The 16,227-nt window shown below is 69.2% G+C and carries 16 protein-coding genes and 1 pseudogene; 8 read left to right on the plus strand and 9 right to left on the minus strand.

Translation table 11 applies throughout. The annotated features are described in order from the left end of the window. Positions 1-407: pseudogene (locus FHR90_RS09220) on the minus strand (IS5 family transposase); the annotation flags it as partial. 255 nt (positions 408-662) lie between these two features. Here FHR90_RS09220 and FHR90_RS09225 point away from each other — a divergent pair. Continuing rightward, complete coding sequence (locus FHR90_RS09225) at positions 663-2,300, plus strand: putative bifunctional diguanylate cyclase/phosphodiesterase (protein WP_176624107.1); 1,638 nt, start codon at positions 663-665, stop codon at positions 2,298-2,300. Here FHR90_RS09225 and FHR90_RS09230 read toward each other — a convergent pair. From FHR90_RS09230 to FHR90_RS09260, 7 genes are all read right to left on the minus strand, one after another. Next, complete coding sequence (locus FHR90_RS09230) at positions 2,285-2,764, minus strand: hypothetical protein (RefSeq protein ID WP_176624105.1); 480 nt, start codon at positions 2,762-2,764, stop codon at positions 2,285-2,287. The genes FHR90_RS09225 and FHR90_RS09230 overlap by 16 nt on opposite strands. Further along, entirely contained in the window at positions 2,764-3,696 is a 933-nt protein-coding gene (locus tag FHR90_RS09235; protein ID WP_176624103.1) for a bifunctional riboflavin kinase/FAD synthetase, read from the minus strand. The genes FHR90_RS09230 and FHR90_RS09235 overlap by 1 nt, the downstream gene beginning before the upstream one ends. Further along, positions 3,696-4,382, minus strand: coding sequence for an acireductone synthase (mtnC, locus tag FHR90_RS09240; protein ID WP_176624101.1), 687 nt, complete (start codon positions 4,380-4,382; stop codon positions 3,696-3,698). The genes FHR90_RS09235 and mtnC overlap by 1 nt, the downstream gene beginning before the upstream one ends. Positions 4,383-4,393: 11 nt before the next feature. Then, complete coding sequence (locus FHR90_RS09245) at positions 4,394-4,963, minus strand: 1,2-dihydroxy-3-keto-5-methylthiopentene dioxygenase (protein WP_176624099.1); 570 nt, start codon at positions 4,961-4,963, stop codon at positions 4,394-4,396. 18 nt (positions 4,964-4,981) lie between these two features. Continuing rightward, positions 4,982-5,608: a methylthioribulose 1-phosphate dehydratase gene (locus tag FHR90_RS09250; protein WP_176624097.1), complete on the minus strand. Its 627-nt coding sequence runs from the start codon at positions 5,606-5,608 to the stop codon at positions 4,982-4,984. Positions 5,609-5,610: 2 nt separating this feature from the next. Beyond that, complete coding sequence (locus FHR90_RS17800; RefSeq protein WP_176624095.1) at positions 5,611-5,868, minus strand: twin-arginine translocase TatA/TatE family subunit; 258 nt, start codon at positions 5,866-5,868, stop codon at positions 5,611-5,613. 118 nt (positions 5,869-5,986) lie between these two features. Next, on the minus strand, positions 5,987-6,580 hold the full coding sequence (locus FHR90_RS09260) for a RecX family transcriptional regulator (RefSeq protein ID WP_266153120.1): 594 nt from the start codon (positions 6,578-6,580) through the stop codon (positions 5,987-5,989). A gap of 126 nt (positions 6,581-6,706) precedes the next feature. Here FHR90_RS09260 and FHR90_RS09265 point away from each other — a divergent pair, with 126 nt between their 5' ends. From FHR90_RS09265 to FHR90_RS09280, 4 genes are all read left to right on the plus strand, one after another. Then, the gene (locus tag FHR90_RS09265) at positions 6,707-7,969 is read left to right on the plus strand and encodes an aspartate aminotransferase family protein (RefSeq protein ID WP_176624853.1); all 1,263 of its coding nucleotides are present in this window, start codon (positions 6,707-6,709) and stop codon (positions 7,967-7,969) included. Further along, entirely contained in the window at positions 7,966-8,958 is a 993-nt protein-coding gene (gene argF / locus FHR90_RS09270) for an ornithine carbamoyltransferase (protein WP_176624851.1), read from the plus strand. The genes FHR90_RS09265 and argF overlap by 4 nt, the downstream gene beginning before the upstream one ends. Positions 8,959-9,026: 68 nt before the next feature. After that, the gene (locus FHR90_RS09275) at positions 9,027-10,025 is read left to right on the plus strand and encodes an Hsp33 family molecular chaperone HslO (protein ID WP_176624849.1); all 999 of its coding nucleotides are present in this window, start codon (positions 9,027-9,029) and stop codon (positions 10,023-10,025) included. A gap of 21 nt (positions 10,026-10,046) precedes the next feature. Then, the gene (locus FHR90_RS09280) at positions 10,047-10,892 is read left to right on the plus strand and encodes a hypothetical protein (RefSeq protein WP_183275110.1); all 846 of its coding nucleotides are present in this window, start codon (positions 10,047-10,049) and stop codon (positions 10,890-10,892) included. Here FHR90_RS09280 and FHR90_RS09285 read toward each other — a convergent pair. Beyond that, positions 10,886-11,803 (minus strand): bifunctional helix-turn-helix transcriptional regulator/GNAT family N-acetyltransferase, encoded by a 918-nt coding sequence (locus tag FHR90_RS09285; RefSeq protein ID WP_183275111.1) that lies wholly within the window; start codon positions 11,801-11,803, stop codon positions 10,886-10,888. The genes FHR90_RS09280 and FHR90_RS09285 overlap by 7 nt on opposite strands. 118 nt (positions 11,804-11,921) lie before the next feature. On the opposite strand from FHR90_RS09285, the gene FHR90_RS09290 reads away from it, so the two are divergent. The 3 genes from FHR90_RS09290 (at position 11,922) to FHR90_RS09300 (ending at position 16,190) form a co-directional block, all read left to right on the plus strand. Continuing rightward, complete coding sequence (locus tag FHR90_RS09290; protein ID WP_218062168.1) at positions 11,922-13,337, plus strand: phosphatase PAP2 family protein; 1,416 nt, start codon at positions 11,922-11,924, stop codon at positions 13,335-13,337. Beyond that, positions 13,334-15,028 (plus strand): peptidoglycan-binding domain-containing protein, encoded by a 1,695-nt coding sequence (locus FHR90_RS09295; protein ID WP_183275112.1) that lies wholly within the window; start codon positions 13,334-13,336, stop codon positions 15,026-15,028. The genes FHR90_RS09290 and FHR90_RS09295 overlap by 4 nt, the downstream gene beginning before the upstream one ends. A 124-nt stretch (positions 15,029-15,152) precedes the next feature. Then, complete coding sequence (locus FHR90_RS09300; RefSeq protein ID WP_183275184.1) at positions 15,153-16,190, plus strand: alcohol dehydrogenase catalytic domain-containing protein; 1,038 nt, start codon at positions 15,153-15,155, stop codon at positions 16,188-16,190. Positions 16,191-16,227 lie beyond the last annotated feature (37 nt).

Here is a 16,227-nt window from a genome sequence, read left to right on the forward strand (position 1 = left end):
GCAGTCACGGTCGGTCAGGGCGTGGATTTTGGTCGTGCGTCCGCCACGGGAGCGGCCGATGGCCTGGCGGCACTCCCCCCTTTTCCACCCGAAGCACAGCGATGCGCTTTCACGGCGGAGGAATCGATCAGGATTTCGGCGGGCGGTCCGCCGGCTGTGGCAAGCGCGTGAAACAGGTTCGACCACACACCCTTGGCAGCCCAGCGCCGGAAGCGATTGTAGAGCGTCTTGCGCGGCCCGTAGACGGCCGGTGCGTCCTTCCACCGGCACCCGGACAAAAGGACATGGATGATGCCGCTGACCACGCGCCGGTCATCGACGCGGGGCTTGCCGCGCGTGTCGGTCGGAAGATGCGGCTCAAGTCGGGCGAACTGGCGATCGCTGAGCCAGAAATGGTCTCGGTCCAACGGTGGTCTCCTTCCGGGGACCTTGAATCACGTCGAAGCCATCGTGGGAATCCACTTTATGGGTCCCAGCCCTACGGCTTCTTTCTGCCCTGCGCGGGATTGTCTGTCATTGCTGTCGCTTTCGGGTTTCCGACCGCCGATATCTTCACAGTGATCGCATATCTCTTTTTTGTCATTTACGTTGCCGTCGGTATCTACTTCACCAATCAGACATTCCGGGGCCGCTCCGAGGCGCGCGCGGCGCTCCAGCGGGAGATGGAGACGGTACAGGTCTTCCTGCGCGAATACGAGGAAGGCACGCCGGACTGGCTGTGGGAGACCGAAGCGCAGGGCCGGATCGCACGCGCCAACCGCAACATGGCAACCGCTCTCGGACGCGGGACGGACGGGCTGCATGGCCAATCGCTCGCGGGCTGTTTCGGCACGCTGACGCCCGATGCGGCGGACAAGCTGGCACATCACCTCGCCCACGCGACACCGTTTCGCGATCTCGTCGTCGCCGTCGGCGATGCCCCTGCGCCACGGTGGCTGAGCCTTACCGGACATCCCGTCTATGACGAACAGGGCCAGCCGGCCGGTTTCCGCGGCATCGGGCGCGACATCACCACCCAGCATCAGGCGCAGAGCGATATTGCCTTCATGGCCGAACATGACGGCCTGACCGGCCTTCTGAACCGGCCGGCCTTCCTGGCACGCCTGGCCGATGCAGCCGCTTCCGGCACACCCGTCACCCTGGCCCTGATCGATCTCGACAATTTCAAGGCCGTCAACGACACCTATGGCCACGCAATCGGCGACCTGCTGCTGCGACAGACCGCGCAGCGCCTCGCTGCCGCCGGGACAGGCATCGTCGTCGCCCGTCTCGGCGGCGACGAATTCGCCGCCATGGTGATCGATGCCGGCCCGGACCAGGCCATACCGCGCCTCGATGCGTTGCATCGCAGCCTGTCGGACAGGGTGACGTCACCCGACATCGTGCTGACGCCGGCTGCGAGCATGGGCCTGACCTGTCTCGCCCCCGGTGGCGGCGACCACCAGCAATTGATGCTTCAGGCTGACCTCGCCCTCTACAGCGCGAAGCGCGAGGGCAAGAACCGCTTCAGGCTGTTCAGCGTCGCGATGGAGCAGGACTATACCGAGCGTCTTCGCTGCGAATCCGAACTCGGCGATGCGATCGCACGCGGCCAGATCATCGTCGCGTATCAGGCGATCGTCGATGTCGTCAGCGGTCAGACCGTCGCCTGCGAGGCGCTCGCCCGCTGGCAACATCCCGAGCGTGGCCTGCTGCTCCCCGGCGCCTTCATCGAGATCGCCGAACGCATCGACCTCATCGACCATATCGGCGAACGCGTCCTGCGTGTCGCCTGCCACGAGGCGGTCAGCTGGAACAGCCTGATCCAGGTCAACGTCAACCTCTCGCCGCGACAGCTCCAGCGCGGCAATTTCGTGCGCATCCTCGCCGAGGCCCTGCACGACAGCGGCCTGCCGCCAACGCGGCTGGGGATCGAGGTGACGGAGCGCACGCTGCTCGATGACGACGAGAGCACGCGCCGGCAGCTCGCAGATATCCGCGCAATGGGCGTCAAGCTGATCCTGGACGATTTCGGCAGCGGCTATTCGTCGCTGAGCTATCTACAAGACATCGATGTCGATGGCATCAAGATCGACGCCAGCTTCACCGGCAAGCTCGGCTCCAACAAGGTCCGCGCCATCTGCCGCATGGTCGCGCGGCTGGCGATGGAACTGAATGTCTATGTGGTCGCAGAAGGTGTCGAGACCAGGGAGCAACTCGACTGGCTGCGTCTCAACGGCATCGCCTTCGGGCAGGGATTCCTGCTGGGCCGGCCGACGCTGCACGCGCCGGACCGGCAGGCCGCCTATCTGGCACTCTGAGCTGCGACCTCGAGCACCAGCTCCTGTGCCGGAGCGCCGGTCAGCACGATCAGATGATGGCCGGCGTTCATTTCGAAATCGACCATCTTGCGAACCGGGCTGCAGGCGGCGCCATGCTGATGGGCCACGGAAGCGATCGGCGTGCTGCCCTCGATGACGTCGATCCAGGCCTTGGCGGAGAGCAGGATGCGCCAGCGGCCGGGCCGAGTGGTGTCGAAGGCGAGCACAGTGCCGTAACCGCCCGAGGGTGAGCGGGTGCCGGCGGGCAGATGCAGCGCGCCAACCGGCTCAAGCCTTGCATGCACCGGCTGTTCCGTCGGAAGGACGGCGGCGGAGAGGATCGGCGCCGCCGTCCAGCCGGGGGGTGCGCAGGGCTCGGCAGCGAGGGCGGGGACCGCGCACGAGACAGCGAGCAGGATGGCGAAAACGCAACCAGGGATCGAAACAGGCCACACAGGCGACATCAGCGGTTCTCCAGCAGGGCGCGGGCGGCGGCGCTGTCGCGGGCGATCTGGGCGCGAAGCTCGTCGAGAGAGGCAAAGCGGGTCTCGGGACGCAGCATGGCGATCAGCGACACCGTGAGTTCCTGCCCGTAGAGATCGTCGTCGAAATCGAATAGATGCACTTCGAGACGGCTCTGGGTGCCGTCGGCGATGGTCGGTCGGCGGCCGATATTGGCCACACCCGGGATTACCCTCCCGTCGGGCAGGGTGACGCGCACGGCGTAGACACCACGGGCGGGCTCGACATGCTCGCCAAGCGCGATGTTGGCGGTGGGAAAGCCGAGCTGGCGGCCCCGCTTGTCGCCATGGATGACCTCGCCGCGCACGCTCCAGGGGCGTCCGAGCAGCTCGGCGGCACGCTCTGGATAGCCGTCGAGGAGTTCGCGTCGCACGCGGGTGGAGGAAAACGGCCCACGCGCGTCACCGAGGGCCGGCACCACCGTCAGGCCGATGCCGAGGCGCTCGGCTTCGGCGGCGAGCAGGCCGATATCGCCGCCGCGACGGCGGCCGAAGCCGAAATCGGCACCGCAGGCGAGATGCTTAGCCCCCAGCCCCTCATGCAGCACCTGCCTCACGAAATCCGGCGCGTCCATCGCGGCGAAGGACGCATCGAACGGCAGCGCGTAGACGAAGCGTACGCCGAGCGCTGCCAGTGCCGCGTCGCGTTCGGCCGGGTGGCTGAGACGGAAGGGCGGGTCCTGCGGGCGGAACAGGGCACGCGGATGCGGCTCGAAGGTCAGCACGCCGAGCGGGAGATCGGGGCGCGCCTTGTGCAGCGTCGCGATCAGATGCGCGTGGCCGCGATGCACCCCATCGAGATTGCCGAGGGCCACCGCCGCCCCCCTGCCCTCGGCCGGGATCGCCTGCCAGTCGCGATAGACGGTCAGCGCCATCAGCCCAGTCCGGCGAGGATGGCGACCGCATCGAAATCGGCCGCCACCTCATGATCGCTGACCGCGACGGTGCCGTCCTCGGGACGAGCGATCTGGATGGTGCGCAGGCCGGCGGCGGCGGCGGCGTCGAGTTCGGCGCCGACATCGGACAGGAACAGGATATCGGCCGGCGGCAGATGCAGGGCGGCGGCGATCGCCGCGTAACTGGCCGCCTCGCGCTTGGCACCGATCGCGGTGTCGAAGAAGGCCTCGAACAGGCCGGAAAGATCGCCCGCCTGCGCATGGCCGAAGATCAGCCGCTGCGCTTCGGCCGAACCCGACGAGTACACCGCCAGGCGCACCCCCGCCGCGTGCCAGCGCCGCAGCGCGGGCGCGACGTCGGGGAACATCTCGGCGCGCAGTTCGCCCGACTGGTAGCCCTGCTTCCAGATCAGACCCTGAAGCGTCTTGAGCGGGGCGATCTTGGCGTCCTCGTCCATCCAGGCGTGCAGCCTCGCCAGCAGCTCCATGCCGGGGGCCAGCGCACGGGTCTCGGCAAGGCAGGCGGCAACCTGCGGATCATCGCCATGGTCGCTGACGAAGGCGTCGAGATGACGGCGCGCATGACCGAACAGCACGCGATGCACATAGGCGATCGGCGTTGTGGTGCCCTCGATATCGGTGAGCACCGCGACGGGTCGGGTCATGGAAGACGTGCTCAGCCGGTGACGGTTTCGGCGCGCGGCTCGGCTGCGGCAGGAAAGCGGTCCGAGATGTCGTCGCCGGTGTAATGCGCGATCCAGCCGGAGGTGTCGGTGAACACGCGCAGGGCGGTGACGAACGGCTCCGTGCCGGCATCGAACCAGTGCTTCGTCGAGGCGGGCACCGAGATCAGGTCGCCCTGGGTGCAATGCGCATCATAGACGCGGCCATCGACATGCATGATGAAATTGCCGCTGCCGTGCACGAAGAAGCGCACCTCGTCCTCGGTGTGCTGATGCTCGGAGAGAAACTTGTCGCGAAGCGCCTGCTTGTTCGGCGTTGCGGCATTGATCTTGATCACGTCGGCCGAGCCCGCGCCGCTCTGCCCCATCAGCGCATCGAGATGCGGGCGATAGGCGGCGAGGATCGTCTCGGCCGGGTCGTCCGGCGAGAGCACGACAGGACTCTCCCAGCGCTCGAAGCGCACGCCGATCGCGCGCAACGCTTCGGCGATCACCACCGGATCGTTGCTGCGCAGCTCCGGCGCATCGGGAGCGGCATCGCTGTAGATGGTCAGTTGGCTCATGGTGTCGGGTCTCGCGGATCAGCGCAGCTTGCGGTGCTGGAGCTCGCAGTCGAGCAGGAATTCAAGGGCCTCGTGACGGGCGAGCGCGGTGGGCATGTCCTCGCCCCAGGCGTACACGCCGTGGCCGCGCAGCACGTAGCCCATCGGACAGTCGTGCAACTCGGGCTCAATGCGCCGCGCCAGCCGCGCAATGTCCTGATCGTTGTCGAACACCGGCAGGCGCAGCCGAGCGAGATGGGTGGTCTGCCCGGCGAAGGCCTTCTGCAGCTCGTAGCCCTCGAGATACAGCGCGTCGCCATCGGTGGCGCGGCTCAACACGGTGGCAGCGACGGAATGGCCGTGCAGCACGGCCCCGATTTGCGGAAAACGGCCGTAGACCTGGGTGTGCAGGCCGGTCTCCGCGCTCGGCCGGTCACCGGCGCGGACCGCGCATCCGTCGATGTCGATCTCGATCACGTGCTCGTGGGTGAGATAGCCCTTGTGGCCGCCGCTACGGGTGATGGCGATGCGGCCATCGGCGAGACGAACGGAGATGTTGCCCGCCGTGGCCGGCACCCAGCCGCGCCGGTCCAGACGCCGCCCGGCGTCGATAATCGACGCCGCAGCGTGCTCCCAGGCGAGGTCGCGCGTGGTCTCGCCGTCCATCTTCAGACCGGGCGCGCGGGCTCGCGCACGACAGGCTCGGCCGCCGCAGAGACAGAGCCGGGCTGCGGCGCGTGATAGGAAGCGTCCTGCGTCACCTGGGTCGGCTGGGCCGGGGTATCGTCCTCGGCGATGTTCTTCTTGAACGATTTCAGACCTTTGCCGAAATCGCCCATCAGGCTGCTGATCTTGCTGCCGCCGCCGAACAGCACCAGCACCACCGCCAGCACGATCAACCAGTGCCAGATGCTCATGCTTCCCATGGCACCCCAATCTCCCAAAAGACCCATCGCCCCGGTTGAGCCCGATGCGATGAACAGGTGATTTGGCCCCCCGCGGGATGGGTTGCAAGCGAAGTTTTGGCGCAAGCACGCCAGCAGGCTAGCGACGCGCGGCCAGCACCCGCTCGGCGGCCTCCTCGGGGCTCAGCGCCAGCACGCGTTGCGCGACATCACGGGTGAAGCCGGCGCGGGCAAACCACCCGAGCACGCGCGGATCGTCCGGAGCCGCCTCGTCGGGCTCGACACCGGCGCCAGGGGCGAACGGCCCGACCCGCCGCCGGCGCGCCGCCAGCACGGCGCGGTCGAACTCGGCCTCCACGTCGTCGGCGACCGCTTCGCGGGCCTCCGTCTCGCCGACCCCGGCGCGAGCCAGCGCAGCACCGATCGCGCGGCCGGACCGTCCGCCGCGCGACAGCCGCCGCGCCCGGGCGGCGGCGAAGGCGGCGTCGTCGACCAGCCCCTCGGCCGCGAGTGCGGAGACCACCGTCGCGGCCGCCTCACGCGCCTCGCGCAGCGTGGTCTCCGGCACCACCTGTCCGTCGTCCTGCATCCGCCGCGCCCAGCGCGCGATGCGGCGGTCGAGCACGCGCAGCAACCCCGCACGGGTGGCGGCGAAGCGGGCCAGATGACGCAGGGCCGCCTCATGCAGTACGTGCCCTGACGGGGGTGGTCCGGGGGGGCGGCGGCTGGGCACGGCGGGCGGCATCACGACACTGTAGCAGGAGGAAACGCTTGAAGCAGGAAGGTGCGGCGGTCATTGTCGCTGCTTCGTCCCTGGCGGACGATCCCTTCCCTCCCTTTTCTGACTGAACCGGACACGATGACTTCCGCGCTGATGCCGACCTACAACCGCGCCGACCTCGCTTTCGAGCGGGGCGAGGGCGTGTGGCTGTACACGGCGGAGGGCCGACGATTCCTCGACTTCGCCTCGGGCATCGCCACGATCTCGCTCGGGCACGCGCATCCGCATCTGGTGCGCACCATCACGGAACAGGCGGCGCGGGTGATGCACGTCTCCAATCTCTACCGCGTGCCCGAGGCCGAGCGTCTCGCCGAGCGGCTGTGTGCGGCGAGCTTCGCCAGCCAGGTGTTCTTCTGCAATTCGGGCGCGGAGGCCAATGAGGGGCTGATCAAGCTGCTGCGCCGCGCGCAGGCGAAGTCCGGCCATCCGGAGCGCTACCGGGTGATCTGTTTCGACGGCGCCTTCCATGGACGCACGCTGGCGACGCTGGCAGCGACGGGAAATGCGAAATATCTCGACGGCTTTGGCCCGGAGGTGGACGGGTTCGACCATGTCCCGTTCGGCAATCTCAATGCGCTGCGCGACGCGATCGGGCCGCAGACGGCAGGGATCCTGTGCGAGCCGATTCAGGGCGAGGGCGGCGTGCGGCCGGCCGACACGGCCTTCCTGCGGGGCCTGCGCGCCGCGGCGGACGAGTTCGGGCTGTTCCTGGCCTTCGACGAGGTGCAGACCGGCATGGGCCGCACCGGCAAGCTGTTCGCTCATGAATGGTCCGGCGTGATTCCCGATGCGATCTCGACCGCCAAGGGGATCGGCGGCGGCTTTCCGCTCGGCGCGATCCTCGCCCGCGAGGAGCTCGCTCGGCACATGACGGCCGGCACGCATGGCACCACATTCGGCGGCAATCCGCTTGCCTGCGCGGCCGGCAACGCGGTGCTGGACGTGATCCTCGCGCCCGGCTTCCTCGAGGGCGTGCAGCAGGTCGCAGCCCATCTGCACCGTCGCCTCGCCGCCCTCGCCGGGGCGATGCCGGAGGTGTTCGGCGGCCCGGACAGTGTGCGCGGGATGGGGTTGCTGGCCGGGATCAGAGCCAACGTGCCCAACACGGCGCTGCAGGCCGCGGCTCTCGCCGAGGGGCTGCTGGTGGTGGCCGCGGGCGACAACGTGCTGCGTCTGCTGCCACCGCTGATCGTCACCGAAGCGGAGTGCGACGAGGCGGTCGCGCGGCTCGGACGGGCCGGGCAGCGGGTGATGGAACAGGGTGCGGAGGCGTTCGGCGCCGGTTATGCCGGACTGCCGCCGGTCGGGGCCGAAGCCGTGGTCGAGACGGTGCGGTCATGAGCGCGGTCAGGCAGGCCGCGCCGGCACTCACGACCGTGGCGGAGCCGCCGCGCCATTTCCTCGACCTGCGCGACCATACGCCGGCGATGCTGCGCGGCATCGTCGACCTGGCGCGGTCGTATCAGGAGTTCAGCCGCATCGGCGGGCGTGCGCATCCGCGCCGGCCGCTCGATGGCTGCACGTTGGGCATCGTGCTGGAGAAACCCTCGACACGCACCCGGGTATCGTTCGAGGTGGCGATCCGGCAGATGGGCGGCGATGCGGTGGTGCTGTCGTCGCGCGACATGCAGCTCGGCCGCGGCGAGACCATCGCCGACACCGCGCGCGTGCTGTCGCGCTATGTCGATGCGCTGGTGCTGCGCACCTCGGGTCACGACAAGCTGCGCGAGCTGGCCGATTACGCCACCGTGCCGGTCATCAACGGGCTGACCAGCCGCTCGCATCCGGTGCAGATCCTCGCCGAGGTGCTGGCCTTCGAGACGCATCGCGGACCGGTGCAGGGCAGTCGCTGGGCCTGGATCGGAGATGGCAACAACGTCGCGCGCAGCCTGATCGAGGGTGCGGCACAATTCGGCTACCGGCTCGCGCTGGCCACGCCCGAGGCACTGCCGCCCTGTGCGGAGACCATCGACTGGGCGCGCGCACAGGGGGCGCGGATCGAGACCAGCCACGACAAGCTTGAGGCCGCGCGCGGCGCCGACTGCGTTGTGACCGATACCTGGGTCAGCATGGGCGACGAGGATGCCGACCGACGCTTCGACCTGCTCAGCGCGTTCCAGGTGGACGAGCGCGTGATGCAGGCGGCCGGCCCCGATGCGCTGTTCATGCACTGCCTGCCGGCGCATCGCGGCGAGGAGGTGACCGATTCGGTGATCGACGGCCCGCAATCGGTGGTGTTCGACGAGGCGGAAGCCCGGCTGCACGTGCAGAAGGCGCTGCTCGCCTGGGCACTCGGCGGTCGCGACTGGGTGAAGCTGGCCTCGCTGTAGCCGGCCGGCGCAGGACGGTTGCCTGCGCCACGCTTGCCTGAGCCGCACTTGCGCCTATCTTGAGCGGGATGGTCGATACTCCTGCCTTTCTTGATAGCAACCGTCCCGCCGTGCCCGATCTGGTGGTCTCGCGCGGGGTGCTGCCGTTTCATCTGCCCAACCGTCCGGTGCGCGGGCGGCTGGTGCGGCTCGGGCCGCTGGCCGATGCGCTGCTCACCCGGCACGACAATCCCGATCCGGTCACAGCACTCACCGGCGAGGCGCTGGCCCTGGTGGCGGGGCTGGCCACCGCACTGAAGTTCCAGGGCTCGTTCTCGCTGCAGAGCAAGGGCGACGGGCCGGTGCCGATGCTGCTCGCCGACTGCACCGAGGCCGGGGCGCTGCGCGGCTATGCACGGGTCGATGCCGAGAAGCTGGAGGCCCTGCTCGAACGCAGCCCGGAGCCGAGTGCGGCAGAGCTGCTGGGGTCGGGCTATCTCGCCTTCACTGTCGATCAGGGAGGCGCGAGCGAGCGCCAGCAGGGCATCGTCGCGATCGAGGGCGACAGCCTCTCGGACATGGCGATGCATTATTTCGAGACCTCCGAACAGCTCGCCTGCGAAGTACGGTTGTCCTGCGCACGCCGCGACGGGCAGTGGCGCGCTGCGGCCCTGGTGATCGAGCGGGTCGCGCGTGCCGGCGGTCTGGCCGGCTCGGCCGATCTGCCTGCCAACGACGACCAGCCCGAGGGTGACGACGACCTGCCGGAGAACGACGCCGCCTGGGACGAGGCATGGCGCGAGGCCACCGCACTCGCCGCGACGGTGACCGATGACGAACTGCTCGACGACGAGCTGATGGCCGAGGACGTGCTGTACCGGCTGTTCCACGAGAACGGGGTCGCGGTGGACCGACCGCGCGCGCTGGCCTATGGCTGCCGGTGCTCGCGCTCGCGTCTGGCCGGCATCCTGGAGACGTTTCCGCCGGACGATCTCGACCACATGACGGTCGGACGCGACATCGTCATGACCTGCGAGTTCTGCAACTATGATTTCCGCTTCGCCCGCGACAGCGTGCGCGGCGCCTGAACGGAGCTTCGAGACATCCCCATGCGCCTGTTGCCGCTGGCCGCCGCGATCATGATCCCTGCCCTCGCCTGTCTGCCGCTGGCAGGCTGCGGCGGCGGTCCGGCAAGCGAGGCAGCCCAGGATTTCCGGCCGCTCGATTTCTCCTATCTGACGGTGCTGCACCTCAATGTCGGCAGCGTGACCGTTCAGGACAACGAGACCGCATCCGATGGCGGCCTCGCGGCGAAAGCGCCAGAGCCGCCAGCCGAAGCGCTGACCGCGATGGCCAATCAGCGGCTGGTGGCATCGGGCGGCAATGCGACGGCGGTGTTCAGCATCGACCGGGCTTCGATCACCGCCGACGGAGACACGCTCGACGGCCATCTCGCCGTGCATCTCGACATCATCGGCGCGAACGGAACGAAGCTCGGCCTCGCCCAGGCGCAGGTGTCGCGGCAGTTCACCGGCACAGGCGATTCGAAGGCGGCTCTGTATGCGATGGTCAAGCAGATGATGGCCGACATGAATGTCGAGTTCGAATATCAGGTGCGGCGCTCGCTGAAGGACTGGCTGCTGACCGCGTCCGGCGCGCCGGTGAACGCGACGGTGAGCACCACCACGCTGGCGCCACCCGGCACCGTCGCACCCGTGCAGCCCGCCGCGCCGGTGGCCGGCGGCACCGTGGCGACGCCAACACCGCTGGCGCCGCCCGCGGTCGCGACCTCGCCACAGCCGAGTTATCTGGTCCCGCCGAAAGGGGCGGTCGCCGTGCCTGCGAAACGGACCGGGGTGATCCCGCCCTCGACCTTCGATGTGCCGTCGAACCTGCCGACCCAGGGACCGGCGACCGCCAATCCGGCGCCCAACACGCAGCCCTGGGGCTATTGAGGGCGCAGGTCCAGCCGCCAGGTCTCGCCCATCACCGGCACGCCGAAGACGTGGTGCTCCTCGCTGGACACCTGCACGAAGCCCGCCCGCGCATAGAGCCGACGGGCCGGTCCGAGCACGGTGTGGGTCCATAAGGTGAGCTCGCGGTAGCCGGCATCGCGGGCAAAGGCGATACAGGCACCGACCAGCGCCTCGCCGATGCCGCGACGGCGGGCGAAGCTCTCGACATGCAGCAGGCGCAGGCGCGCGACCCCTTCGCCTTCGTCGCTGAGCAGCACCGCGCCGGCCGGCACGCCGTCGAATTCGGCGATCCAGCCCTGGCTGCGGCCGGGGGTGAAGCCGGCGAGGAAGTCCCCCGCACTGCGCAGCACGTTGGCTTCCAGCCCGGCGCCCCACCCCTGGGTCTCGGCATAGAGACGCGCCTGCCGCGAGGCGATCCAGCCGAGATCGCCGCCGCGCAGGGTGCGCAGGGCAGTCGCCGCACCGGCATCCGGTTCGAGCAGATGGCGGGCATGACCGAGGGCCTCGACGAGGTCGCGGCGCGCCGACGGGTCGAGCCGGTCGAGATCGGCCTGCACGACGTCGCGCTGGCGCCGGTCGGTGATCGCCAGCACCGATGCGCCGGCCTCGGTGAGTCGGATCGGGCGGGCGCGGGCGTCGGCGGCGGTGCGGTCACGCGTGATCCAGCCACGTCGTTCCAGGCTTGCGACCAGTCGGCTCAGATGACCGCGATCGAGGCCGAGCGCGCCCTGGAGCGTACTGGCCAGCACCGGCGCGCGGCGGTCGATCTCCCATAGCAGGCGGATGGTGGCGAGGCTCGCGTCGGCGCCGAGGAAACGGGCGTCCATCGCGCCGACATGGCGGGTGAAGAAGCGGTTGAAGCGGCGGATGGCGTCGATCGCATCGTGCATGGCCACAGGTGATGCCGGAACGTTGATCGAGTCAACAAACTGCCGTCGGCCTGTCCAGTCCCGGGTCGGGCTGCTAGAGACGAAGCACCCTGTTCGACCCCTCAGCGGAGAGATTTGCATGACACGCCGCCACTGCCGTCGCCTCGGTGCCACGCTCGCGCCAGCGGTTGCCCTGGGCGCGCTGATGACGGGGACGGCGCTGGCCAAGCCGGTGGTCGAGGAGCCGACCCCGGCGATCACGATGACCGTGCTCAAGGGGCTCGCGCCGGTCTCGGCCCTGTCGGGCAGCTATCCCGGCAATGCGGCGCTGGCGGCGAACTATGTGGTAACGGGCGGAATCCAGACCGGCACCATCCGGCTGCCGACGCTGCTGCCGTTCACCGAGCAGCAGCAGCAGGCTTTGCGCGATGTGTTCATCACCGACGGCAATCTCGCCGAACTCGCCGACGGCCTTGGTACCACGCTGGGTGCAGCCTATCTGGCGCGGGCGCACTACCTCGACCGCACGCACTACACGATGATCTCACCGGCGGTGCATGCGCTGATCGCCTACGCGGATGCGACGACCGGCTCGGATTCGCAGGCCGGCAAGTATTTCTTCGCCAACGGCACCACCAACGGCACCGACAAGGTGTCGTCGAAGGTGGCGGCGATCTACAGCGACATCAACGGCGAGGCCAACCCGTTCGGCCGCGCCTACACCCATCTCGGCGGCCATCCGGATGCCGACAAATACGGTGATTCGCGCCCCTTCCAGACCGAGACCGAGCAGGTGACGATCACCGGGCTGGACTATTTCGGCGCGCCGGCTACCAACGTGACCTACAATCGCGGTCCCTACATGGACCTGACCAACTCCCCCTCCTACCCGTCGGGGCACACCACCTATGGCTACATGGGCGGCATCCTGCTCGGCATCCTGGTGCCGCAGCGCTATCCGCAGATGCTGGCGCGCGCCGCCGAATACGGCACCGACCGCATCATCGTCGGCGCGCATTACGCGATGGACGTGATCGGCGGGCGAACGGTGGCGATGTATGACATGGCGCACCTGCTGGCCAACGACCCGGCCTACATGAACCGCGACCTCAAGCGCGCGGAAGGGCCGATCGCGGACTTCCAGGCCGCGGTGAAGGTGGCCCGCGACGAGATCGGCTCCGTGCTGTCGGCGGCCTGTGGCAAGCCGGTCGCCGCCTGCGCGCGCGAGGATATCGGCCGTTTCCGCGACGACGGCGCCGATGCGGCCTTCTTCTCCTCGACACTGACCTACTCGATCCCCGGCACGCATCCCGAGACAGCGCTCGCGCCCGAGGATGTGGGCAAGGTCGCCCCCGAAGCCGGGTATCTGCTGACCGCCGCCTATCCCAGCCTGACCTTAGAGGAGGCCGACCGCATCCTGACCGCGACCGAGGGTCCGGGCGGCGGCTTCCTCGATGATGGCTCGGCGTTCGGGCTGTATTCGCGGCTCAACCTCTATGCCGCGGCCCGCGCGGCGGCGAACCTGGTCGCGACCCGGCCGGCGCCCGCGCATTGAACCCGCGCGGGCGGTTCTCCCTCGCGCTGGGCGCCGCGCTGTTCGCGGCGACAGCCGCCCACGCAGCCCCGGTCGCGCCGCTGGCCAAGGCCTCGCTCGATCGCGGCGCCACGCATGTCGCGATCGCCGCCCAAGGGGTGCAGGCGAGCCTGAACCTGGCGAGTTCCACGGCCTGCGCCGGCCCGATGATCCTGGACGACGCACCCGACGGCCGCCCGCCGGCACGCTGCACGGTGCTGCGCCTGGGCATCCGCCACGACGGCGATGCGCCGGCGAGCCTGCCGCTCACCATTCCCGACGAGATGTCGTTTCCGGTCGTCTCGCTGGTGCGGCTCGACCCCACTTCCCCGATCCCGCAGGTGATGGTCTCGGTTTACAGCGGCGGGGCGCATTGCTGCGAAATCACCTCGATCGTCGGACGCCGGGCCGACGGCACATGGCAGGCGACACCGCCGGTCACCGAGGATGACGGCAACCAGCCCGAAATCGTCGCTCCGGGGCAAGGTGCCGCCCCGGTGCTCGTCACCCATGACGGCCGGTTCAACTACACCTTCGCCTCGCATGCGGGTTCTTACCTGCCGCTGGTGCTGCTGGGCTATGCGGACGGGGCGCTGCGCGACGTGACGCGCGATCCGGCCAACCGGTCCGTGCTTGAGGCCGATCTCGACCGGCAGCGCAGCAATTGGATCGCCGGCGGCCGGTCGGAGCCGAACGGCTTCCTCGCCTACGCCGTCGCCACCGCAGCCAATCTCGGCGATCCCGCGCCGGCCTGGCGGGCGATGCTGGCCGGCCAGGACCGCAGCCCCGGCGCTGTGACGCCCACACCCTGCGAGATGCTCGGGCAGGCCCAGCACACCTGCACCGATGCGCAGAAGAAGGCGGTGCCGTTCCCACAGGGACTATCGCTACTTCTGGTCCATGCCGGCTATCTCACCGAGGCGCAGGCGCGTGATCTGTCAGGCCATACGGCAGGTCCCGGCGCGCCGCGCTATCGTCCGGATTTCCCCTGCGATCCGCCACCGGCGGACAATGCCATCGCGGCGATGCTGTGCAGCGACGGCGATGCGGCGAAGCATCAATTGCAGTTCGACCAGGTCTATTACGCGCTGCGCCAACAGATCGGGCCTGAGGGCTGGGCGGCGCTGAAGGCGGACGTGATCCGCGACGAGAACGAGGCCGACCGCGCCTGCGGACTTCCGGTGCCGGGCGCGCCCGACCAGACGATGCCCGCGCAGGCGAGCGCCTGCTGGATCGCCGCCTCCGACCGCCTGGCCGACCGCTATCGCCAACGCCTGTCGGGCAGCCCGCTCGAGGAATCCCGCCGCGATATCGACACGCATCTCGCACTCCAGCAGAGGCTGGTCGAGCTGGGGTATCTGCCGGCCGACACGAAAGTGGATGGCGTCTATGGCGAGGCGACACGGGCCGCGATCGCCGCCTGGCAGCGCGCCGCTCAACGCCCGACGGCCGACGGGTTCCTGTCGGATGCGGACGCCGCCGCACTGGCCGCTCCGCCCGCCGCGGCTCCGGCCCCTGCCCCTACCCCTGCCCCGCAGACCTCGGCAGCGCCTCTCCCGCAGCCCGCGGTCGCGTCGCCGCCACGTGGCACCAACCCGGTCGTTCTCGGGCTTGGCGGCCTGGTGATCGTGCTGATCGCCGTCATCGTCGTGCTGCTCGTCCGCCGCCGCTGAAGCGGCTCTCGACAGGTCATGCCGGCGGTGTGACACAATCGGGGTCGAGGCGATCCGCCAGAGATCGCGACACGAGGGGAACGACCATGAACACGACCGGCATCCTGCGGCGCGGGTGCGTGCAGTGAGGGCGCTGGTGCTCGAGCGCCAGGGCGAGCTGGCGCTGCGCGACATCGACCTGCCGACCGAGCCCCGTGCGGGGGAGCTGAAGATCGCCATCCGCACCGTCGGCATCTGCGGCAGCGACATCCACTATTACAAGCACGGCCGCATCGGCGCCTATGTGGTGGCCGCGCCGATGGTGCTCGGCCATGAGGCCGCCGGAGTGGTGGTGGGGATCGGCGCCGGTGTCAGCGGCTTCGCGATCGGCGATCGGGTGTGCATGGAGCCTGGCATTCCCGACCTCACCTCGCGCGCAGCCAAGCTGGGCCGCTACAATGTCGACCCCGCGGTGCGCTTCTGGGCGACACCGCCGGTGCATGGCGTACTGACCCCGTATGTCGTGCATCCCGCAGCCTTCACCTATCACCTGCCCGACAACGTCTCGTTCGCCGAGGGGGCGATGGTCGAGCCGTTCGCGATCGGCATGCAGGCCGCCGCCCGCGCCGCGATCGCGCCCGGCGACACGGCAGCCGTGCTCGGCGCCGGGCCGATCGGCATCATGACCGCGCTGGCCGCGCTGTCCGGCGGCTGTGCGCGCGTGATCGTCGCCGATTTCAGCAAGGAGAAACTGGCGATCGCCGCGCGCTATGACGGCATCGTCCCGGTCGATCTGCGTCAAGTGTCCATGGGAGAGGCGGTCCGCCGCGAAACCGGCGGCTGGGGGGTCGATCTCGTGTTCGAGGCGAGCGGCCATCCGGATGCGTTCAAGGGTATCTTCGAGCTGATTCGGCCGGGCGGCACGGTGGTGCTGGTGGGCCTGCCGCCGGGCGAGGTGCCGGTGTCGATTGCCGCGGCGATCGCCCGCGAGGCGCGCATCGAGACGGTGTTCCGCTATGCCAACATCTTCGACCGCGCGCTGGCGCTGATTTCCGCCGGCAAGGTGGATCTGAAACCGCTGATTACCGGCACGTTCGATTTCGAGGACTCGGTCGCCGCGTTCGAGCGCGCCGCCGCCGGCCGGCCGGACGATGTGAAACTGCAGATCACCGTCTCGGACTGAGATCCACTCACCCGTGACGGTTCGTTACCTGTTTGTA

Source organism: Endobacter medicaginis, assembly GCF_014192375.1.
GTDB classification, from domain to species: Bacteria; Pseudomonadota; Alphaproteobacteria; order Acetobacterales; family Acetobacteraceae; genus Endobacter; species Endobacter medicaginis.